A 20,278-nucleotide genomic window follows, 5' to 3' on the forward strand; every position below is an offset into this window, starting at 1 on the left:
GGCGTCTCGGCCTCAATCCCGGCCGGCGGGCTGCAAGCCCGACCGACGACGCGGCTTCGCCGCGGCGCGTCCCCAAACGAAAAGCCCGCCGAGCGATCGGCGGGCTTTTTGGTTTTGGTAACGTCGCAAATCTTTGCCGATGCTCGACGCGTTCTTTCGCATCGTCGGCTCGCGTGCTCATCGGGTAGGCGATACGCTGCCGCCTGCACGTTTTGGCCTAACCTTCCAAACATTCCTCCCCGGAACGGGGAGGTGGCAGCCGAAGGCTGACGGAGGGGGTGGGCCGGCAACACACGGTTGCTCTCGCGGAGAGCCCCCCCCACCATTCGGCTGAAAAAGCCGAATGGTCCCCCTCCCCGTTCCGGGGAGGATCAGTCGGCGTCCGCCCCAACGACCGGGCGTCGTCCTTTAAATCCTTGAGCGACCACGAACCATTCGACCGATCCCTTGCGGCTGGCGGGCGGCTTGGCATGCTTTACCGTCGCGAAGTTGCGCTTCATCTCCGCCACCAGCTCCGAATCCGCGCCGCCGGCAAACACCTTGGAGACGAACGCGCCACCCGGCTCTAGCACCTCGATCGCAAACGCCAAGGCCGCCTCGACCAGCCCCAGCGTGCGCAGCGCATCGGTCTGCGGATGCCCGACGGTGTTCGCCGCCATGTCCGACAACACGAGATCGGGCGCGCCGCCCAATTCGGCGATCAACCGGTCCGGCGCGGCATCGTCCATGAAATCCATCTGCAGGATGACGACGCCGTCGATCGGATCGACCGGCAGCAGATCGATCCCGACGATCGCCGCCTTGGGCGCCTGGCGCCGCACCACCTGGCTCCACCCGCCCGGCGCGAGCCCCAAATCGAGGACGCGCTTCTTGCCCTTGAGGAAACCGAAGCGTTCGTCGAGTTCGATCAATTTGTACGCCGCGCGGCTGCGAAAGCCATCGGCCTTGGCGCGTTTGACGTACGGATCGTTGAGCTGGCGTTGCAGCCAGCGCGTCGATTGCGGGGTGCGCTTGCGCGCGGTCTTGACGCGGACCCACAGCCCGCCGCCATCTTTGCTCATACTCGTTCCTTGCCCATCAGGCGGCGTAGAATGCCTTCGCGGATGCCGCGATCCGCCACGCCGAGCCGTTCGGCCGGCCAGAGATCCATGATCGTCTCGAGAATCGCGCAACCTGCCACGACCAGATCGGCGCGCTCGGTGCCGATGCACGGCAAAGTGGCGCGCTCGGCCAGGTCCATGCCCGCGAGGTCCGTGCTGATCTTGCGCATCGAGCTCGCCGGGACGATCAGCCCGTCGACTTCGGCACGGTCGTAGCGCGACAGGCCGAGATGCACGCTGGCGAGCGTCGTCACCGTGCCCGAGGTGCCGAGCAGCCGCGGCCGATCGATCCCGCGCGGCAGCCGCGCGGCGAAGCCGGCGAAACTCTCGCGCACGATGTCGCGCATCCGCGCATAGGCGTCGAGCCGTCCCTGCCGGCTCTGGGCATAGCCGATATGCTCGGTCAGCGAGACGACGCCCCATGGCGCGCTATGCCAGTCGAGCACGCGCGGGACCTCGCCGCTGGTATCGACCAGCACCAGTTCGGTCGATCCGCCGCCGATATCGAAGACCAGCGCCGGATCCTCACCCGGCTCGATCAGCGCGTGGCAGCCGAGCACGGCGAGCCGCGCTTCCTCCTCCGCCGTGATGATGTCGAGATGGATGCCGGTCTCCTCCAGCGCCCGTGCGATGAACGCCGCGCCATTGTCCGCCCGCCGGCACGCTTCGGTCGCGACCGAGCGCGACAGCAGGACGTTACGGCGCTTCAACTTGTCCGCGCAGACCTTGAGCGCCGATAGCGTTCGCTCGATCGCCGCATCGCTCAACCTGCCCGTCGCCGCCAAGCCTTCGCCGAGCCGCACGATGCGCGAAAAGGCATCGACCACCGCGAACCCGTCACCTTGCGGTCGCGCGATGAGCAGGCGGCAATTGTTGGTGCCGAGATCCAGCGCGGCATAATGGCGCGGCTCGCTCCAGCCCTTGCGCGGGCCTGTGGCCAGCGGCGCGGCGGACTGACCCGGCTTCGCATTTGTCTTGGGGCCGGACGCCGGACGGGCAGGGGATGACTGCCGGTACGGCATTCTGGGCGACTGATCCCCCATGCCGTTCTCACTTCGATTCTGTTCTTCCGTCACGCTGAGGGCAATGCGCCCGGCGCTCGGTGCTTGATGGCATAGGTAGCGCAGCCACGGGGCAGCGGCAAGCGACGTCCCGTGGGTTGTTGACAGCGCCGACCCTGCAGCCTATCTCGCGCCCCTCGCTGCTGCCCTGTCGTCTAATGGTAAGACTGCGGTTTCTGATACCGCCTATCGAGGTTCGAATCCTCGCGGGGCATCCAGCGACTTTCCGATCCCACATCGTGCTCCCGCGCTTCGTGCCGGTCGCGGCCTCACGCGCTGTCGTGCCACGGCGGCGAGCCATGCTATGCCGCTCGGCGTGCATAGCCCGTCCCTGTCGCCGAATCGCCCTGCCGCCCGCTGCATCGCTTATGGGTATGCAGTCCGGACGACATTGCCCCTGCCGGGCGCGATTGCGCGGACCGGGGATGGCGCGGCGATCGATATCGAGGTGATCGAGGCTCCGGTCTCCGGCGGCGGCGCGATCGACGGGCCGTATCAGCGGGTGCCGGGTGGCGTGATCTTCACGGCGCGAAACGTCGCCCGCTATCTGTGCACCGCGACGTCGATCAGCATCGAGCGCAATGCCGGGGTGAGCGACGAGCGCGTTGCCGGCCTGCTGATCGCCACCGCGCTGCCGGCATGCTTGTGGATGCGTGGCGAGATCGTTCTGCACGCCGCTGCCGTCGTGCTGCCGGGCGCGACCCGCGCGGTGGCGATCCTGGGCGCGTCCGGCAGCGGCAAATCGACGTTGCTCCACGCGCTGGTCGCACGCGGCGCACGCGTGCTGGCCGACGACAGTCTGTGCGTCTCGCCGGGCGCGGCGGGCAGGGGGCTGGCGGGGGGCTATTTCCTCGGCTCCGAGCCGCGCATCTTTCATGCGGTGCGCCCCGAACAGTCGCTGCTATCCGCCCCGCTCGCGGCGGCGATCATCCTGGATCTGCCGCGATCGAGCGGCGTTGCGGTGATCAGCCGGCTCGAACCGCTGGCCGCCTTCCAGGCATTGCTCGACCACCGCCATCGGCCGCGCATCCCGGCCGTGCTCGGGCTGGAGGCGGGATTGTTGCCGCGGCTGGCGAGCTTGGCGCAAATGCTGCCGGTGCATCGCTGGCAGCGGCGCGAGGGGCGGGCGGCGCTCGGTGCGGAGGAGCTAACCTTGCTTGCGCGGCTCTAGTCGAGCGCGGCGCGCATCGCCGCTCCGGCGACGAACGGCGCGCCGGCGAGCAGCAGCAGCACGATCGCGCCAAGCAGCTTGAACGCGCCGGCACCGCCCTCGATCGAGCCGGCACCGAAGATCAGCAGCGGTACGGCCAGTGGCAGCATGACGAGTCCGGCGACCGCGCCGGCGCCACGCAGCCCCATGACCAACGCGGCGGTGGTCACCGCCAGCGCGGCCAGCCCCGGCGTGCCGATCAGCAGCCCGAGCTCGATCGCCAGCAGCGTGCGCCCCGACAGATCGAGCAGGCCGGCCGCTGCCACGGCGGCGAGCATCACCGGCGGGCCGAAGCTCAGCCAGTGTGCGACGATCTTGGCGGCGGCAACGGTGGTCATGCTCAGCCCGCGTACGGCCAGTTGGTCGAGCACCCCGGCATCACCATCCGGCGCGACCAGGCGTTCCACCGGCAGCAGTGCGGCAAGCAGCGCCGCCGCCCAGATCACCCCGCCGCCGACCCGCGCGAGCAGGCGCGCGTCGGGGCCGATCGCGAACGGAAACAGGATCGCGACCAGCAGGAAGAAGGCGACGACCAGCGTCGCGCCGCCACTGGCCCAGGCGCGGCGCACGTCGCGCGCGATCAGCGCGATGACGACGGTCATGCCGCGGCGCCCAGCACGATGCGGTGTGCCCCGGGCAGCGCAAGCGGGAGATGCGTCGCGACCAGTGCAATTCCCCCGGCCGCGCGATGCTGCGCGATCGCCGCTTCCAGCAAGGTCGTCGCGCGCTGGTCGAGGCCGTTGGCCGGTTCGTCGAGCAGCCAGATCGGCGCGCCACTCGCCGCGACGCGCGCCAGCCCGGCGCGCTTGCGTTGCCCGGTCGATAGCAGACGCACGGGGACGGGCGCGAGCGCGGTGAGATCGAATGCGGCGAGCGCCGCGGCGATGGGCAGCGGCCGTCCGTCGATCGCTGCCCAGAAGCCGAGCGCGCGGGCCAGCGGCAGTTCCGGATCGAGCGCGTTATCCTCGGTCAGCAGGGCGCGGTTCCCGGTGATCGCGACCGTCCCCGCGGCGGGCGGCAACAGCCCGGCGGCCACCCGCACCAGGCTCGACTTGCCGATCCCGTTGGCCCCGACGACCACCGCCGCCGCGCCGGCGCGCAAGGCAAAGGACAGGTCGGCGAACAGCATCCGGCCGCCGCGCGCGCAACTCACCGCATCGAACGCCAGCGCCGCGCTCAAGCGACCCCATCCTCCAGCGCGTGCATGTCGTCGTCCGACAGGCCGAAATGGTGGCCGATCTCGTGGATCATGACATGCGATACCAGCGCCTGCAGCCCCACCCCCGTCTCGATCCATTCGTCCAGGATCGCGCGGCGATAGAGATGGATGCGGTCGGGCGGCGCGCCCGACTCGCTCGACGATTTCTCCCCCAGCGGGCGGCCGTGATACAGGCCCGTCAGGTCGAGCGGATGTTCGATGCCGAGCGCCGCCAGCGTCTCGTCATCGGCGAGGTCCTCGACGATCAGCACCACGTCGCCGAGATGGTCGCGAAATTCGCGCGGCAGGCCCTCCAGCGTGGCGAGCGCAATCTCCTCGATTGCGGCGGCGTCGGGCGGAAGATCGCGGGCGGGTTGATCCAGGGCGGCCATGCGCTAAGCCTTACGCACTGGGCGCACGCGGCGCCAGCGGGAGACCAAGGTGGCGATCGAGCAGTTGAGCGAGGCCGAGCGGGCCGAGGCATTGGACGCGCTCGACGAATGGGATTTCGACGAATCGCGCGATGCGATCACGCGCAGCTTCACCTTCGGCGATTTCAGCCAGGCCTTTGCCTTCATGACGCGAGTCGCGCTGCTCGCGGAGAAGGCGGATCATCACCCCGAATGGTCAAACGTCTGGAACCGCGTCGAAATCCTGCTCACGACGCACGATGCGGGCGGTTTGTCGCATCGCGACGTCGACATGGCGGAAGCGATCGACGCGCTGGTGGAATAATCCGACAATTTGCGGCAAGAGACGCGGCGAAAAAATCGTAAGGAAGCGACATGCCCAAAACCGTCTTGGTCGTCGAGGATGAGCCCAGTGTGCTGCTTTTTCTCGAAGAAGGCCTCGATGAACGCGGCTTCGACGTGATCAGCGCGCGCAATGGCGGCGAAGCACTACACATCCTGGGCAGCAATCCGCTCGACGTCGCGGTGCTGGTGGCCGACATCCGCATCGGCGAAGGGATCGATGGATGGGAGATCGCCCGCTGCGCGCGCGACATCGAGCCGGCGCTCCCGATCGTCTACATCACCGGCGACAGCGCCGGCGCATGGGACGAGCAAGGCGTGCCCAATAGCCGCCTGCTGCAGAAGCCGTTCACCCGGCTCGACCTCGCGGATGCGATCAACGGCCTGCTCGAAACGGCCTAACCCCGCGGCCGGCGGCGCATCGTCTTGCGCAATTGGCCGGGCATCCAGCGCGCGGCGAATTTCATGCGCTGTGCGGTCTTGCCGACATAGGTCAGCACCGGATCGCCGTGCACCGCCGCCCAGGCCGCCTCGGCCACGGCCGCGACCGGGGTCAGTTCGAGCCCGGCCCCGGTTACCGTCTCGCGGATCGAGCGGTTTGAGCCTTCCACCGGCGAGGCCAGCAGCGGCGTATCGATGAAGCTCGGCAGTAACGCGCGCACCTTGATCCCGCCGCCATCGGCCCCGGCATGCGCCCATTCGCCGTCCAGGCCCTCGCTCATCGCGCGCACCGCGAACTTCGTCATCGAATAGGGCACGAGCCCTGCCGAGCCATAGATCGCCGAGGCCGAGGCAGTGTTGAGCATGCACGAGCCCGGGGTCCGCGCCAGATAGGCATAACCGATCCGCGCGCCGTTCAGCGCACCCATCAGGTTGATCGCGATCACCCGATCGATCTCGGCGAAACCGGTCTCGGCAAGCGGCCCGCCCGATCCGATCCCGGCATTGTTGAATAACACGTCCAGCTGCCCGCCGCTGGCGGCGGTGAACGCATCGAGCGTGGCGACCCAGGCATCGCGGTCGCGCACGTCCATGACATAGGTGCTGGCCATGCCGGCGGGGAGCAGCGCGGCGGTCTCTGCCAAGCCGGCCGCGTTGACATCGGCCAGCCCGACGCGCCAGCCGCGGGCGGCGAACAGTTGCGCCGTGGCACGCCCGATCCCCGAGCCGCCGCCGGTGATGAAGATCGCCTTGTGTGTCGTGCTGGCCATTCTGCGCTCCCTCATCCCGGACGTGTTCCGGCGCCCCTAGCGCCACACGGTGTCTCGTCCTTGCTTTGCGACACCGCGGCCGCCGGAACAAGCCGGCACCGATCCTATCGCCTCCCGGGCACTGCTCCGGCCTTCGCCGGGAAACGATAGGAATCGCCGCGACTTCCGTTTGACCCTCCCCGCTTGCTCCCGCACAACCCCGGCGATGCAGATCCAATCGCCCGGACCCTCGGTTGCCCTTGCCGGCGTCACCAAAAGCTATGGCGAGACGGTCGCGGTGGACGACGTGTCGCTCGAGATCGCCGGCGGCAGTTTCGTGGCCCTGGTCGGCGCCTCGGGATCGGGCAAATCGACCTTGCTCAAGACGATCAACCGGCTGGTCGAGCCGACATCGGGCCGCATCGCGATCGGCGGCGAGGACGTCACCGCCGCCGAACCCCACGCGCTGCGCCGGCGGATCGGTTACGTATTTCAGAATATCGGCCTGTTCCCGCACATGAACGTCGCCGAGAATATCGTCATCGGGCTGCGCATCGCCGGCACGAGCGCAAACGGCCGCGCGGCCGAATTGCTCGAGCTGGTCGATCTGCCCGCCGCGTTCGCCACGCGCATGCCCGATGCGCTGTCCGGCGGGCAGCGCCAGCGCGTCGGCGTGGCACGCGCGCTGGCCACCGCGCCGGGGCTGATGCTGATGGACGAGCCGTTCGGCGCGCTCGATCCGGTCACGCGCGACCAGCTCGGCGTGCGCGTGCGGGAACTGCATGATCGGCTCGGCCTGACCACGATCATGGTGACGCACGACATGGCCGAGGCACTGTTGCTCGCCGATCGCGTGCTGGTGATGGAGCGCGGGCGGATCGTCGCCGATGCGGTCCCGCGCGCGCTGCTGGCAGGGGACGGTGGCGCGGCGGCGGATGCGCTGGTCGCGGTGCCGCGCGAGCAGGCGCGTCGGCTGCAGGCGCTGGAGCGCGGACAATGAGCGCGTTCCTCGAGGCGATGGGCCGCGTGCCCGATCTGCTTGCCGCGCACCTGCTGGTCGCGGCGTCGGCACTGGTGCTCGGCCTGGTCATCAGCCTGCCCCTGGTGGTGTGGTCGGCGCGCCATCCGGGCCTCGCCCGCGTGACGCTGGGCTTCGCCAGCCTGATCCAGACCATTCCCAGCCTCGCGCTGCTGGCGCTTTTCTATCCGCTGCTGCTGTCGCTCTCCGCGCTGGTCGGCGGCGGCGTGCCGGCGCTCGGATTCCTGCCGTCGCTGCTCGCGCTCACCCTGTACGCATTGCTGCCGATCCTGCGCAACGGCATCACCGGCCTCAACGGTCTCGATCCGGCGGTGATCGAGGCGGCGGATGGCGTCGGCATGACCGCGGGGCAAAAGCTGCGCCTGGTCGAAGCGCCGCTGGTCGCGCCGGTGCTGATGGCGGGCATCCGCACCGCCGCGGTCTGGACGATCGGCGCCGCCACGCTGTCGACCACGGTCGGCCAGCCGAGCCTCGGCGACATGATCTTTGCCGGATTGCAGACGCAGAACTGGGCGCTGGTGCTGGCCGGTTGCCTCAGCGCCGCCGGGCTCGCGCTGGCGGTCGATGCGCTGCTCGGAATGATCGAACACGGCATCCGCCACCGCCGCCGCGCGCAGGTCTGGATCGCCGCGGCGGTGCTGGCGCAGGGCGTCGGCATCGCGCTCGCCCCGCTCTGGCCGCGTGCCGGCGACGACAAGGTGATCACGATCGGCGCCAAGGGCTTCTCCGAACAGTTCATCCTCGCGCGTCTGATCGGCCACCGCCTGGAGCGCGCCGGCTATACCGTGCGCTACCGCGAAGGGCTCGGCTCGGCGGTCGTGTTCGGCGCGCTGAAAAGCAACGATATCGATGTGTATGTCGATTATTCGGGCACCGTCTGGGCCAACGAGATGCGCCGCAGCGACGTGCCGACGCGCGCCGCCATGCTGTCGCAGATCGGCGCCTGGTCACAGCAGAAATTCGGCATCACGCAGTTGGGCTCGCTGGGCTTCGAGAATGCCTATGCCTTCGCCATGCGCGGCGACGATGCCGCCCGGCGCGGCATCGTCTCGCTCGACGATCTGGCTGCCGCGGCGCCGTCGCTCAATTTCGCTGCCGATCTCGAATTCCTCGAAAGGCCCGAATGGGCTGCGGTAAAGCGCGCCTATCCGCTGCGGTTCAAATCGGCGCATGCTTACGCCCCGACCTTCATGTACCGCGCATTGGACAGCAGGCAGGGCGACGTGATCTCCGCTTTCTCCTCCGATGGCCGCATCGCCGCACAGAAGCTGACCGTGCTGACCGATCCGCGCCGCGCGATCCCGAGCTATGATGCGATCCTGCTCGTCTCGCGCACCGCCTCGCGCGACCAAAAGCTAACCGATGCGTTGACGCCCCTGGTCGGGCAGATATCCGTCGCGGCGATGCGGGAGGCGAATTACATGGTCGATCGCGACCGGAACAAGGCCACGCCGGAGCAGGCGGCGCGATGGCTCGAACAGAAGGCGCGGCTGAACCGTCCGCTGGAAGCGCGCTGATGGCGCTCGCCGATCTTTCCCCGTTCGCGCCGATCAAGCGCCGCATCGTCGGCGAAGTGCGCGCGGTGTTCAACGATCAGAAGCGCGGGCAGCAACCCGTGCAGCGCCGCACCGATGGTCTGTTCGGGCCCCAGTCCGCAGCCTGGACGGTGCATGGCGATGTCACGACGATGATGGTCGGCGGTGTCGCCTCCCTGCTGATGCAGATGCTTCACCCCGCGGTGCTGGCCGGCGTGTGGGATCACAGCGATTTCCGCAACGACATGATCGGGCGATTGCGGCGCACCGCGCGGTTCATCGCCGTCACCACCTATGGCGCGCGCGACGATGCCGAGGCGCTGATCGCGCGCATCCGCAAGATCCACCACCATGTCGTCGGTACGCTGCCCGATGGCACGCCGTACAGCGCGGACGATCCGCGGCTGCTCGCCTGGGTGCATGTGACGGAAATGACCAGCTTCCTCGATGCCTGGCTGGCCTATGGCAATCCGGCGATGCCGCTGGCCGAGCAGGATCGCTATTTCGCCGAAGTGGCGCTGATCGGTGAGAAACTCGGCGCCGATCCCGTGCCGCGCAGCAAGGCCGAGGCACTGGCGCTGATCCAGGCGATGCGCCCCGAACTGGTCGCCGATGCGCGCAGTCGCGAGGTCGCGCAGATCGTGCTGTCGCAACGCGCGCCGAAGCGCGCCGCGCAACCGATCCAGGCGGTGACGTTCCAGGCCGCGGTCGATCTGCTGCCGCGCTGGGCGCGTGAGATGCATGGCCTGCCCGCGTCGGGCCTGGGCCGGCCGCTAGTGGCGGCTGGCACGTTCGGGCTGGCCAAGACGTTGCGCTGGGCGTTTCACGACTGAGCGTTTGTTCTTCGCACGGCATGCAACCGATACGGTTATTCCTGCAGGCAACGGCTGAGCGCACTCAGCGGCAGGGGGCTGGAGAAGTGAAACCCGAACGCGCCGTCCTGCACCCAGCGCACGCAGCCGAACAGGCACAGGTCATGGCCTGGGACGCTGATCTGCCCGGTCTGGCCGCGTTCGACCGTGATCTCGGCGATAAGCCGAACGCCGCCGGGGGAGATGTTGCCGATATCCACCGGCACGGCGCGACCAGCGATGCGCAGCACCGCCTTGAGCCGCACCGGGAAGCGCGGTGCGCGGGCGACCAGGCCGTCAGCGCTCATCAGGCAGAATACCGGGTTGAGATCCTGCTTATGGTCGAATTCCATACCCACCCTGGTGCCGTTGACCCAGCGTATCGTCGCCGAGGCAAGCGGCATGCCGCGCATCTCCACCGCGACACGCATTCCTACTGTCGCCGAGAAAGCGATCCGCGCCATCAGCCCGAATTCGGACAGATTGAGCACCAGGCAGGCGGTGGTCGATCGGCCGTCATGGATCTTGCCGATCAGCAAGACGGTCGCCGACCGCGCGGCGCGCCTGGAATCCGGTTGCGCCATTTGCGCGGGCGCGGGGTGAACGCAGGGCATCGTCATTCTCCGCGGTCGGGACCTGCCGACGGGGGCAAAATCGCGCGCAAATGACGCGCGCGATATTTGACCCGCTGCCAGAATGTCGCGTCGGTCAGCCGCCATTGCCGGATCGCCTCGTCGCACAGCACCGCGACGATCGCGTCGGCCTCCGTCGCGCTACGCCGCGCGAAATCGCCGGCGAACGCGTCGAGCGCGGCCGCCTGATCGGCACCGGCCGGGACGCGAAGCCTGGCGACGTCGCGCACCGATGCCATTATTTGAGCATCACGCGGTAGCGCAGGCGAAACGATCCGCCGGTCGCAAAGCGCGTGCCGCTCATCGTCACCTTGATCGCCCGGACATTGGGATCGTAGCCGTCGCCCTGATCGCGCGGCACATAGTCCCAGCTGGCGCCGTCGAAGAACTGCACGCCATCGCCGAGGTTGCCGAGCCCACCATAGCTGAGCGAGAGGCCGCTCGCGCCGAGCGGGACACCGAGCAGATTGCCGTTGACGAATTCCACCGGGCCGGTGCCGCTCAGATCGAGCATGCGGAACTTGACCCTGGTCGGGATTACGTCGGTGATCGACACGGTCCGGATCGCGACCGCGATATTGCCGAGCGGGTTGGTGACGGTGACAAGCTGGTCGATCGTTGCCGTTGGCAGGTTGCGCAACACCACGGTGTTGACCTTGTCATCGACGGGCTCGCTGGCGCGCACGATGTTCAGTTCGTCATTGGCAGAGGCGGGCGCGGCGACCAGCAGCAGCGCCAGGATTAGGACGCGCCGGTTCATCGCCGCCCTCCCAGGATCGCGCGTCCGGCGTCGCTCAGGGTTTGCTGGTTGAACTTCAGGCGCATCGTTACGTACGGACCTTTGAGCGTGTAGCGATCGGCGCCGAAATCACGGTCGCGATAGCCGGAGACGTTGTAGCCAGCGGTGATCCAGATATCGCGGCCGGGCGATACGCCGAGCGATGGGCCGCCGCTGAACGACACGGCACCGCGGCTCCAGGCATGTTGCACCGAGCCCTGGACGCCGATATCGAAATTCGGGCCGAGATCGCGACGCAGAGCGAACCCGACCACGTCGATATAACCGGTATAGACATCGTCGGCGAAGCGGCCGCGGACATATTTGGCACCGTAATAGACTGTCGCCTCGAACCCGTGCCCGCGCCCTTCGGCACCGGTGCGATAGTTGAGCGCAAGATTGTTGATCGCCCGGCTCGTCACCTGATCGCCCGCGCCATAGGCCGGCACGCCGAGCACGTTGCGGTCGTCGAAGCCGGCATCGGCACTTTCGTGGCGCAGTTCGAAGCGTTCGAGGATCGACCAGGCACTGTCGAACGGGCGCAGCGCGAGCGCGAGATCGGCCGAGGCATAGCTTGCCACCGCGCCGCTCCGGTCGCGCACGCGATTGGCGCGCAGCGAGGAGGCGAGCGTCTGGCCCTCGCCCAGCGCGCGCAGGAAATTCGAGGAGATGCCGTAGCGCTGGTTCTCGTCCGAATCGCGATATTCGAGCCGCCCGTTCCACGACCAGCGCTTGGCGCGATAGGCCGCCCCCAGCGTGACCGCGGTGTAATTGCCGTTGGTCACGGTGCTGCCGAACGATCCGCCACCGCTGCCGATCGAGCCGCCCGAGGCGACCGGCTGGAACGGCGCGACCACCGCGCCTTCAGGGAGGCGGCCACGGATCGTGGAGGCGGCGTCAAGCGTCGCGTCCAGCGTCCAGCGTTTGCCCAGCGGCAGCGACTGGCTCATGCCATATTGCGCATAGGTGCGGCCGCCATTCTCGCCGATCGCCTGCTGATTGAGCGTGCTCATCAGCGTGGCGCCGGTCCAGGGCGCGACATCGAAGCCGACCTGCTTGGTATGCACGACGAATTCCTTGCCGTCGGCGATCTCGTAGCCGCCGATCAGGCGGACGCCGGGCGTGATGCGATAGGCGGCGGTGAGCTGATGGCGGATCGGGAAATCGACGCTGTCCTTGTTGCCGCCCGGCGCGACCTGCGTCTGCGCGGCAAGCGTCAGCTTGTTGTCGAACAGCACCTGGCTGCCGCCCAAGGTGAGCAGGCGCGAATCGCGATCGCCGCCGTCGATTCCGCGATCGCTGGCGAGCTGCGCGCCCAGGAACACGGTGCCGGTGTCACGGCGATATTCGACCCGGAAATCACCGGCGGTGCGCGTGCCCGCGCCGGCCAGCTGCTGCTGGTGCCAGGCGGTGGCGGTCAGGCTGACGCGTGGCGTGATCGTGATCTTCCCGTCGAGCCCGAACTTGCGCGTGCCCGCCTCGACGAAATTCTGCTGGCCGACGCCGAACAGCGCGTCCTGCTGGCGGGCATAGGCCAGCACGTCGATCGTCTTGCTGTGATGATCGACCTCGGCCAGCCAGGCCTGGCCTTCGCGCAGGCCGAAACGCCCGCCGGTCGCCGCTTCCGCGCGCAGCTCGGTATTGGCGGTGACGCGGGCCTTGAGATCGATGCCGGCGACGCTTGCGTTGGACACGGTCTCGTCGCGGATGCCGCTGGCGCCGATTTCCACGCGGCCGCCGGCGAGCCGCGCGGCGGCGCGTGCCGCACCGACGAACTTGGCGCTGCGCCCGCCCTCGACCTCATAATCGGCGACGATGAAGATCGGATTGAGCGACAGATCGCGGCTCAGCACCGGTTCGCGGAACCGGATCGTGCCGTTGCGGGCGTCGATATCGTAATCGATATGGCGGGTCAGCTGGCGGCTCGCCACGATCAGCTCGGAGCGGAAGCGATCGCGCGTCTCGATGCTGATCTTGTCGCTGTTCGGCACCACGTTGCGGCCCGACAGGCGGTAGGGGCCGGACAGGCCGTTGCCCTGGATCTCGTCGCGCGAATACAGCGTATCGGTGTTGGCGGCAAAGCCCGTGGCGCGGATCGCCTTGCCTTCATAGGCGACCTTCACGCCGTTCAGCGTCCGGTTGTAACGGGTCAGTTGCGTATCGGTGAAGCCGGTCTCGAAATCGCCGAACAGGGCGTAGAATTCGCGCCGCTCGAGCCGCAGGTACAGCTTGCGCCGCGTCGGTGCGTCATAGCCTTGCTGCGTACCGTCGCCATAGACGGTGTAATAGCGATCGGGGTCGATCACGCCGAGCAGGCCGCGATCAGGATCGTATTTGCGGTCGCTGTCATAGGCGATGGTCAGCAGCCAGGATCCCTTGACGCGGCCCTTGGCGTAGAAGCTCAGCTGGCCATCGCTGACCACCTTGCCACGCTCGCTGCGCGGCAGTCCGCTGGCCCGCTTGCTCAGCGTGTCATAGCCGATCGTGCCGCTGCCGAAGCCGACGACGAGCCAATCCTTGGTCGCGGCGGACAGCCAGGCGTGCACCTCGCTGGTGCGGATCAGTTTGTCGTCGGCGAGCGATACCTTGATGTTGACCGCACCGGCCTGGGTGGTCGGCTGCAGCGGCAGGAAGGCGATGCCGTCATCGCCGACGACGCGACCGGTGGTCTGGGCGCGGTCGAGGCCGGCAAGCTGGCGGCCCTGCTCGAGCGCCGCTTCGATCGCCGCGGTATAGGGCTGATCGACATGGAACGGGACCAGCGTGCCGCTCCTGACCGGGCGGCCGTTCTTGTCGGTGACGCGGACCGCGATCAGCGGGCGGGTCAGGCCGTCGGCCAGCAGGCGGCTCTTGGCGGGGTCATAGATCGCGCGTGCCGGCGTGCCGGAAAAGACCACGCGGCGTTCGAGCAGCGTCACCTCGCGCCCATCGGCGCCGAGCACGCGGGCGACCAGGCGGTTCTCGCCCTCCTTGAGCGGGATGCCGACCCAGCGGGTGACGGCGACGCCGGTTTCGGTGCTGCTGTCGGTGCCGTCGAACGCCAGCGTCTCGACACGCGCGCCATTGATCGTCAGCGCGACATTCTGCCCAGGCAGATGCTTCACGACGACGCGTGTGATCGGCGCGCGCGGGTTATAGATCTCACCGGGGAACAGCATCGCGATGCCCGGTGCCTGGCCGGTCAGCCAGTCGCGATTGCCCGCGGCGACGGCATCGCTGTCAATGGTGACCGGCAGGGCCTCTTGGGGGGCGGCGGCCCTGCCGGTCGGACGGAGCTGGAAGTCTACTCGCTTCAACAGTCCGCCATCTCCTTCGACGAAGCGCGAAATCGCGCTTCCAGCCTGCCGCGTGTCCGCGTCGCATGCCACCGCCTCATGGCTGGCGGCGATGCTCGCAGTGTCCATCTGGATCACGTGGCGGCCGGGCCTGACGCCCTCGATATGGTACAGCCCGTCCCGGTCGGTGACGACGAAGGTGCCGTCTTCGAGGAACAGGCGAATGCCGGGGATCCCCTTGCGCTTGGCCTCGGGATCGCCGCAATTTCCTTCAGTGACGCGGCCGATGATGGTCATCGCGTCGGTGAACAGCAGCGCGCGAAGGCGCACCGACGCCGCCGCCTCGTTGCTGGTGACGCCGCCCTTCACCTGCGCGCGGTTGAGCGCTTCGCCGATCGGCGCGCCCGGCGCGACCGAGACGACGTAGCGCACGTCGGCGGCAGCGCCGCCGTCCAGCGCCGGCAGCGCGAAATCGAGGCTGCGGCCATCGCTGGCGACGCTCGGCTCGGCCGCGCCGCGCGTCGAACCGCGCTCGTAGCGGAGACCGGGGGGCAGCACATCGGCGATGCGCAGACCGGTGGCGGCGGTGGTGCCACGATTGGTGATCCGCAGCCGATACTGGATGAAATCGCCGGGCGCGGCATCGCGCACCGAGGCCGTCTTGGTCAGCAGCAGCGACGTGGCCTGACCCGGCGGATCGATCGGGATATCGGTGTAGAACGGATCCGACAGGCTGGTCAGCGTGAAGCTGCCGCCGAAACTGGCATCGTTGATCTGATAGGGCGCGCCATCCAGATCGGTGAACTTGGCCAACGTCGCGCGATCCACGACGGATGGCGCGGCATAGCCGGCCGGCGGCGTGATCCTGATCGAATAGGTGCCCGGCGGCACCAGCGGGAACCGGAATCGGCCGGTCAGGCCAGGATAGACGCGGCCGGAGGCATCCGTGACCGCCGCGCCGCTTACCACGGTCGAGGGATAGGCGGTGATGCCATCGGTGCCGAACACCGTGGCCGGTTTGCCGGCGTCATCGACGATCGATACCGTCGCACCATCGACCGGCAGGCCGGTGCTGGAATCGAACACGACGCCGGCCGGATCGATCAGGATCGAATTGTTCGAACCGAAGCTGAACTCGGTTTCGGTGAAGCTCAGCGTCAGCCGCTCGCCGTCGCGCAGGCGCAGGCTGCAGGGCGAGGGGTCGGTCATGCTGGCCTGTTCCGGAAAACCGCCGGCGAACACGCCGCTATCGGGCGCGGTTTCCGTCAGCCGGACGCGCTGGTGCACGCTGCCCAGGCTGGTATCGGCGTTGATATGCGTGATTTCGCGGACCAGCGGGTCGCGATTCTCGCCTTGGGCATCGAGCACCATGATCAGCGGTTGCGCGATATCGAGTTCGGGCAGCGGCGCCGCCGTGGCGAGCGTCGCGGCATCGATCGGCGCACCGATCGCGGTGAGTTCGGGCGCGGTTTCGCAGCCCAGGCCATCGAGCCGATTGTTGAGCGGCAGCAGCCGGAAACTGAGCGATGTCGGTCGCTTTGCGGTAGCGACATCGAGGGTGACGGTATTCGATTGCACGGTGCGCGGCGCACCCCCGGCCTGATAGCTCAGGCTGGCGGTGTTCGCGATCCGCGCCGGGGTGACCTGCGCGGCGGTGACGCCGCCGTTCAAGGCCAACAGGGCGACGCCGAGGCGTGCAAGATGCCGTACAATGGACATGGGGGGGCGCTATCCGGCGCGCGCCGTTTGCACGCGCCGGATGCAGATCTCCTATCTGGTTGGTTGCTAGGGCGCGTGGGCTTAGTTGATGCGCACCCGGAAGCTCGCCTGGACCGCCGTCCCGCCGAGCAGGGTCGGGATGATCGCCGTCACCGTCTTGGTGCCGGCATTGTAGGATCCGCCATATGGGCTGAGCAGGACCTGGGTGCCGTCGTCATTGACCGGGAAGCCGTTGAGCACGCAGGTATTGCCCGCGCCCAGGCCGCCGACCGTGATCGAATTCGGTTCATAGGTGGTGTTGGCGGGGATGACGTCGGTCAGATTGATGCCGCTGGCCGGCGTGAGCAGCGTGCTGTTGGTGACGGTCAGGCAATATTGCACCACCGCACCGGGGATCGACCGCGGGTTGATCAGGTTGACGCCGTCGGAAATCACCATCGAGCTCTTGCTGACGGTCAGATTGACCGCGCGCGCGCCGACTTCATATTCCAGATAGGCGCGTGCCTGGCCGTTGCGGGCAGCGTCGGCGCCGAGCAGGCCATCCGAGTCATTGTCCGCGAACACCACGTCGAGATCGGCATTCTGTGTCAGCAGGTTGAGATCGGTCGCGGGAATCAGCGCCGCGCCCTCGACATTGACGCCGCCGCCCGCCGCGACCGTCGCGTTGAGCGAGACGGTGGCGAAATTGGCGGTCGGGACGTTGCTCGGCACGTCGGCGACGATGAACACGATCGCCGACTGGTCGATGCCGAGCTCGTCGATATAGGTGCCGACGTCGACATTGGCATCGTATTGGCCGTTGCCGTTGCTGTCGACGAACACGCGCACATTGTTCACGTCGTAATTGTCGACGCCGGTGCCGCCGGCGCCGAGATTCTGATTGGCTCTCAGCGACATGTCCTGAATGCTGTTGGTATTGTTGGTGACCCGGAAGGTCAGCACCGCATTGGTCTGGCCGAGATTGACCTGGGTGTTGATATTGGGCTCGCCGACGACGCTCAGATTGACCTTACGATCGACGACGAAGCTGGCGATGTTCGATTCGGCGGTCGCGGCGGTGCCGTTGACGGTGTAGCTGGCATTGGCCTTGTTGGTGATCTGCGTGCCGGCGAGCGTCGTGCCCGCCGCGGCCTGCGCGTTGGCGGTGCCGGCGGCGCCGAACGACGCCAGCGCCGTCGTGCCGGACAGCAGAAGGAGGCGTCGTATCCCTGTTTTGGTCATCGTGATTGCTCCTGGAAAGATCATGGTATCGGTGGGGGGACGGATCATTTGAGAACGGCCTGGAACGCGAGCTTGCCTTCGGAACCGGCCGGAATCGGGCTCGGAAGGCGCCACCGGACGGTGGTGACATCGTCGGGACCGGCGGCGCGCAGGCCGCCCGTGCCGGCCGGCACGCGCAGCGCCGCCAGGGTCCCATAAGTCTTGCCGTCGACCGACAGTTCGGGCGCGGCGGAGTTCAGCGCCGGGGCGCGGTAAGCCATGTTCTTGGGCACCGGATTGGCCAGCACGACATCGGACAGCGGCTGCGCGCCGGTGTTGCGATAGCTGAGCACGAAGACGACGCGGTCGCCGGGGACGGCGCGGTCGGCCTTGACCAGGGTGGTGCGCGTCGTGCCGTCGGCGGCGGCGACGCGCTTCTCCATCCGCACGTCGCTGGTCAGCGTCAGCGGGCCCGCGGCAAGCGCGGGGAAGGCGGTGGCGAGCGCCACGGAGGCGCTCAGGGTACGCAACAACATCAGGCTTCTCCTCATTGGATCCGGACTTGGAACTGGACGGTGCGCACCGCGGCGGCGGCAATGTCGCCGAGCGCGACGCCGATCGCCGCGGCATCGGCCTGGCCGGCATCGGCATCGGCGGCGTCGCTCAGCGCCTGACCGTCGAGCAGCAGGCTACCGGGGACATAGGCGGTGCCGGCGGGCAGCGGATCGTCGATCCGCGCCGCGGCGGCCGGGCCGCTGAACATGGCGCGCAGCGTGTAACTGATCACCGCGCCGCGGATCGCGCGCGCCGTGCCGTCGGGCGCCAGCACGCTTTGCGTCTTCGCCAGCGTTGGGGTGCTGGTCGCATCGAGCGCCACGCTGACCTCGGCCTGCGCGCCGGTCGGGCCGACCACCGCATCGCCGCCGCCGTCGCCCAGGCCCGCAAAGGTCGTGCCGGGCGTGCCGACGCCGGTCACCGCGCGCGCGATGATCGTCGTCTGCGTGCCGTCGAACGCGCCGTCGGTCGCGCCAAGCAGCAGCAGGGCGAGCGTCGCGCCGGGGGCGAGCGCCGGGGTGACGGCATCGGCGAGCAGCGTGTCGCGTGCCGCATCATATTGGCCGTCGCCATCGACATCGATCGCGAAGCGGCTCGGCCGGGCGTCGCCGTCTGTCCGGGCGCTCAGCGCGAAAGCCTCCTGTCCGTTGCCGCTATTGGTCAGCAGCACGGCGATCGCTGCCGTCGACGGAGGGAGCGGGGCGGACGAGCGGACCAGCGCGACATCGAGCCGTTCGGCGACGATGATCGTATCGGTATTGGAAAGTGCGGCGGCCGGGCTGCCGGCGGCGCTGTACGTTATCGATGCGGTATTGGCGATGCGCGTCCCGGCAAGGGTTTCGGCATGGGCAGTATAGCCAAAGCCGGAAAGGCCCGCCGATAGTATAAGGCGGGCGCACAACATGCCAAACGGCAGGTTGCAGCTATCCCCACACCGGTACCCCCGCCTGCTAAACATCTTTTCCCCGACATTCATGCACATACAGATGTGCTTTCACTGATTTTCAGTGATCGGGCTTAACGAAAAGCTACGGGATCATTTTGGGTGTTAACATCGGATAGCGGAAATTAGATCGGCTATTGGTTGGAGATCGACCCATTACGGGCAGCCATCTTGCGTCGGCAAATCGTCGATTGAACTCATTTCGGTATGAAACGCATCGCCGACCGGTTTCGGTTTGGCGGTCGTCAAGACCCTTGTCCGACGCGGCAGATCGGGCGTGCAGGCGAAAAAAACACAACGGCCGGGAACCAAATGGCCCCGGCCGTGCTAGCGATCATCGGGTGTCGCGGTGATTCGTCAGGTGATGCCGCTGATGTCCTTGAGATAGCGTACCATTGCTTCATGGCCCCGGTCGCTGAGCGAGATATCGATGCGGCGGCGATCGACGGTATCGGTGACGCGATCGATCAGACCGGACTTGTGGAGATGATCGATCCAGCGCTGCGACGTCGTCGCCGGCGCATCGCTGCACGACACGAGCGCCTTCACGTTCATGCTGTGATCCGTCTCGTAGATGATGAACAGCGCGACGAGCATTTCCCAGGCAGGCTCGTGGAACAGATCGGGCGGGAAATAGCGGCGCCGCGCCTTGCGTACCGCGAGCACCTCGCGCGCCCGCGCGACCAGATCGATCGGCGCTTGCGGATCGGCGCTGAAGCCGCCCGGCGTCGCGCGGCCCGCTGCGATGATGCGATCGGCACGCGAACTGAACTCCCCGGCAATATTGCCGAGCTTCGAACTGAGGTCCCGAATCAGCTCCTCGACGCTTTCCATGTGTTCGCTCCACTCTGTGCCGAAACAATACAGTTCCTGATCGGCAACATTTCAGCCACATTGTTGGTCAAACCGGACGGGTTTCCGGTTCGATTAACGCATATCATATTTGTCGCATGCTGCATCACAGAACGGTCCTTGCGCAAGTCATGACGCGATCCGTGTATAGTCGCGCAAGCGAAACAGCGTGAATAGCAGTGTCTGCACGAGGTTTGGCGATCGCGGTCGATCGGTATCATGGCCGCGTGGCGGGTCCGCCCGGAACGCCACCCGCGCTGCCGGAACAACCCGATGCGACCGGCAATTTGCCCCGAAAGGCGCACCTATCCAGGCATTTCACCGGCCCCCAAACCTTGTCGGACGGGCCCCGATCGAGTATGGAATCGTAGTTCAGATCGCGTCGCCG

At 67.7% G+C, this 20,278-nt stretch carries 20 protein-coding genes and 1 tRNA gene; 7 read left to right on the plus strand and 14 right to left on the minus strand.

The window, feature by feature from the left end; translation table 11 throughout:
• Positions 1-371 precede the first annotated feature (371 nt).
• A complete protein-coding gene (locus NV401_RS14045) occupies positions 372-1,061 on the minus strand; it encodes an RlmE family RNA methyltransferase (RefSeq protein ID WP_261295070.1) in 690 nt (229 codons plus the stop codon).
• Positions 1,058-2,143 (minus strand): Ppx/GppA phosphatase family protein, encoded by a 1,086-nt coding sequence (locus NV401_RS14050; protein ID WP_380815780.1) that lies wholly within the window; start codon positions 2,141-2,143, stop codon positions 1,058-1,060. The genes NV401_RS14045 and NV401_RS14050 overlap by 4 nt, the downstream gene beginning before the upstream one ends.
• A 162-nt stretch (positions 2,144-2,305) precedes the next feature.
• On the opposite strand from NV401_RS14050, the gene NV401_RS14055 reads away from it, so the two are divergent.
• Positions 2,306-2,379, plus strand: a tRNA-Gln gene (locus NV401_RS14055).
• Between the two features lie 98 nt (positions 2,380-2,477).
• Entirely contained in the window at positions 2,478-3,332 is an 855-nt protein-coding gene (locus NV401_RS14060) for a hypothetical protein (RefSeq protein WP_261295072.1), read from the plus strand.
• Here the strand turns inward: NV401_RS14060 and NV401_RS14065 are convergent.
• Genes NV401_RS14065 through NV401_RS14075 form a run of 3 tightly spaced genes read right to left on the minus strand, consistent with a single transcriptional unit; the run spans position 3,329 to position 4,961 of the window.
• Positions 3,329-3,973 (minus strand): heme exporter protein CcmB, encoded by a 645-nt coding sequence (locus NV401_RS14065; protein ID WP_261295073.1) that lies wholly within the window; start codon positions 3,971-3,973, stop codon positions 3,329-3,331. The two genes, NV401_RS14060 and NV401_RS14065, sit on opposite strands and share 4 nt — an antisense overlap.
• Positions 3,970-4,551 carry a heme ABC exporter ATP-binding protein CcmA gene (gene ccmA / locus NV401_RS14070; protein WP_261295074.1) on the minus strand — a complete coding sequence of 194 codons (582 nt, stop codon included), beginning with the start codon at positions 4,549-4,551 and terminating at the stop codon, positions 3,970-3,972. The genes NV401_RS14065 and ccmA overlap by 4 nt, the downstream gene beginning before the upstream one ends.
• The gene (locus NV401_RS14075; RefSeq protein ID WP_261295075.1) at positions 4,548-4,961 is read right to left on the minus strand and encodes a metallopeptidase family protein; all 414 of its coding nucleotides are present in this window, start codon (positions 4,959-4,961) and stop codon (positions 4,548-4,550) included. Before NV401_RS14075 ends, ccmA begins: the two co-directional genes overlap by 4 nt.
• Before the next feature lie 49 nt (positions 4,962-5,010).
• On the opposite strand from NV401_RS14075, the gene NV401_RS14080 reads away from it, so the two are divergent.
• Complete coding sequence (locus tag NV401_RS14080) at positions 5,011-5,304, plus strand: 4a-hydroxytetrahydrobiopterin dehydratase (RefSeq protein WP_261295076.1); 294 nt, start codon at positions 5,011-5,013, stop codon at positions 5,302-5,304.
• Positions 5,305-5,369: 65 nt separating this feature from the next.
• Positions 5,370-5,723: a response regulator gene (locus NV401_RS14085; protein ID WP_261295077.1), complete on the plus strand. Its 354-nt coding sequence runs from the start codon at positions 5,370-5,372 to the stop codon at positions 5,721-5,723.
• Here the strand turns inward: NV401_RS14085 and NV401_RS14090 are convergent.
• Positions 5,720-6,532, minus strand: coding sequence for an SDR family oxidoreductase (locus tag NV401_RS14090; RefSeq protein WP_261295078.1), 813 nt, complete (start codon positions 6,530-6,532; stop codon positions 5,720-5,722). The genes NV401_RS14085 and NV401_RS14090 overlap by 4 nt on opposite strands.
• A 205-nt stretch (positions 6,533-6,737) precedes the next feature.
• Here NV401_RS14090 and NV401_RS14095 point away from each other — a divergent pair, with 205 nt between their 5' ends.
• From NV401_RS14095 to NV401_RS14105, 3 genes are read left to right on the plus strand one after another with little or no spacing between them, the layout of a single operon-like run.
• Positions 6,738-7,511, plus strand: coding sequence for an ATP-binding cassette domain-containing protein (locus NV401_RS14095; protein ID WP_261295079.1), 774 nt, complete (start codon positions 6,738-6,740; stop codon positions 7,509-7,511).
• Entirely contained in the window at positions 7,508-9,067 is a 1,560-nt protein-coding gene (locus NV401_RS14100; RefSeq protein ID WP_261295080.1) for an ABC transporter permease/substrate-binding protein, read from the plus strand. Before NV401_RS14095 ends, NV401_RS14100 begins: the two co-directional genes overlap by 4 nt.
• Entirely contained in the window at positions 9,067-9,918 is an 852-nt protein-coding gene (locus NV401_RS14105) for an oxygenase MpaB family protein (RefSeq protein ID WP_261295081.1), read from the plus strand. Before NV401_RS14100 ends, NV401_RS14105 begins: the two co-directional genes overlap by 1 nt.
• Before the next feature lie 35 nt (positions 9,919-9,953).
• Here NV401_RS14105 and NV401_RS14110 read toward each other — a convergent pair whose 3' ends face one another.
• From NV401_RS14110 to NV401_RS14145, 8 genes are all read right to left on the minus strand, one after another.
• Positions 9,954-10,556, minus strand: a complete 603-nt coding sequence (locus NV401_RS14110; protein WP_261295082.1) for a PilZ domain-containing protein — start codon at positions 10,554-10,556, stop codon at positions 9,954-9,956.
• Positions 10,553-10,798 carry a hypothetical protein gene (locus NV401_RS14115; protein WP_261295083.1) on the minus strand — a complete coding sequence of 82 codons (246 nt, stop codon included), beginning with the start codon at positions 10,796-10,798 and terminating at the stop codon, positions 10,553-10,555. Before NV401_RS14115 ends, NV401_RS14110 begins: the two co-directional genes overlap by 4 nt.
• A gap of 8 nt (positions 10,799-10,806) precedes the next feature.
• The gene (locus NV401_RS14120; RefSeq protein WP_261295084.1) at positions 10,807-11,328 is read right to left on the minus strand and encodes a hypothetical protein; all 522 of its coding nucleotides are present in this window, start codon (positions 11,326-11,328) and stop codon (positions 10,807-10,809) included.
• Positions 11,325-16,340 (minus strand): hypothetical protein, encoded by a 5,016-nt coding sequence (locus tag NV401_RS14125; protein ID WP_261295085.1) that lies wholly within the window; start codon positions 16,338-16,340, stop codon positions 11,325-11,327. The genes NV401_RS14120 and NV401_RS14125 overlap by 4 nt, the downstream gene beginning before the upstream one ends.
• A gap of 81 nt (positions 16,341-16,421) precedes the next feature.
• Positions 16,422-17,561, minus strand: coding sequence for a hypothetical protein (locus NV401_RS14130; protein WP_261295086.1), 1,140 nt, complete (start codon positions 17,559-17,561; stop codon positions 16,422-16,424).
• A 44-nt stretch (positions 17,562-17,605) separates the two neighbouring features.
• Positions 17,606-18,076 (minus strand): hypothetical protein, encoded by a 471-nt coding sequence (locus NV401_RS14135; RefSeq protein WP_261295087.1) that lies wholly within the window; start codon positions 18,074-18,076, stop codon positions 17,606-17,608.
• An 11-nt stretch (positions 18,077-18,087) separates the two neighbouring features.
• Positions 18,088-18,999 (minus strand): hypothetical protein, encoded by a 912-nt coding sequence (locus NV401_RS14140; protein ID WP_261295088.1) that lies wholly within the window; start codon positions 18,997-18,999, stop codon positions 18,088-18,090.
• 396 nt (positions 19,000-19,395) lie between these two features.
• Entirely contained in the window at positions 19,396-19,872 is a 477-nt protein-coding gene (locus tag NV401_RS14145; protein ID WP_261295089.1) for a MarR family transcriptional regulator, read from the minus strand.
• Positions 19,873-20,278 lie beyond the last annotated feature (406 nt).

Source organism: Sphingomonas hylomeconis, from assembly GCF_025370105.1.
Lineage (GTDB): Bacteria > Pseudomonadota > Alphaproteobacteria > Sphingomonadales > Sphingomonadaceae > Sphingomonas > Sphingomonas hylomeconis.

Excerpts from the sequence above, each read along its gene's own strand:
- NV401_RS14105 (WP_261295081.1), top strand. The coding sequence starts at position 9,067 with ATGGCGCTCGCCGATCTTTCCCCGTTCGCGCCGATCAAGCGCCGCATC.
- NV401_RS14090 (WP_261295078.1), bottom strand. The coding sequence starts at position 6,532 with ATGGCCAGCACGACACACAAGGCGATCTTCATCACCGGCGGCGGCTCG.
- NV401_RS14075 (WP_261295075.1), bottom strand. The coding sequence starts at position 4,961 with ATGGCCGCCCTGGATCAACCCGCCCGCGATCTTCCGCCCGACGCCGCC.
- NV401_RS14110 (WP_261295082.1), bottom strand. The coding sequence starts at position 10,556 with ATGACGATGCCCTGCGTTCACCCCGCGCCCGCGCAAATGGCGCAACCG.
- NV401_RS14135 (WP_261295087.1), bottom strand. The coding sequence starts at position 18,076 with ATGTTGTTGCGTACCCTGAGCGCCTCCGTGGCGCTCGCCACCGCCTTC.
- NV401_RS14100 (WP_261295080.1), top strand. The coding sequence starts at position 7,508 with ATGAGCGCGTTCCTCGAGGCGATGGGCCGCGTGCCCGATCTGCTTGCC.
- NV401_RS14145 (WP_261295089.1), bottom strand. The coding sequence starts at position 19,872 with ATGGAAAGCGTCGAGGAGCTGATTCGGGACCTCAGTTCGAAGCTCGGC.
- NV401_RS14045 (WP_261295070.1), bottom strand. The coding sequence starts at position 1,061 with ATGAGCAAAGATGGCGGCGGGCTGTGGGTCCGCGTCAAGACCGCGCGC.
- NV401_RS14125 (WP_261295085.1), bottom strand. The coding sequence starts at position 16,340 with ATGTCCATTGTACGGCATCTTGCACGCCTCGGCGTCGCCCTGTTGGCC.
- NV401_RS14065 (WP_261295073.1), bottom strand. The coding sequence starts at position 3,973 with ATGACCGTCGTCATCGCGCTGATCGCGCGCGACGTGCGCCGCGCCTGG.
- NV401_RS14050 (WP_380815780.1), bottom strand. The coding sequence starts at position 2,143 with ATGGGGGATCAGTCGCCCAGAATGCCGTACCGGCAGTCATCCCCTGCC.
- NV401_RS14140 (WP_261295088.1), bottom strand. The coding sequence starts at position 18,999 with ATGTTGTGCGCCCGCCTTATACTATCGGCGGGCCTTTCCGGCTTTGGC.
- NV401_RS14095 (WP_261295079.1), top strand. The coding sequence starts at position 6,738 with ATGCAGATCCAATCGCCCGGACCCTCGGTTGCCCTTGCCGGCGTCACC.
- NV401_RS14130 (WP_261295086.1), bottom strand. The coding sequence starts at position 17,561 with ATGACCAAAACAGGGATACGACGCCTCCTTCTGCTGTCCGGCACGACG.
- NV401_RS14120 (WP_261295084.1), bottom strand. The coding sequence starts at position 11,328 with ATGAACCGGCGCGTCCTAATCCTGGCGCTGCTGCTGGTCGCCGCGCCC.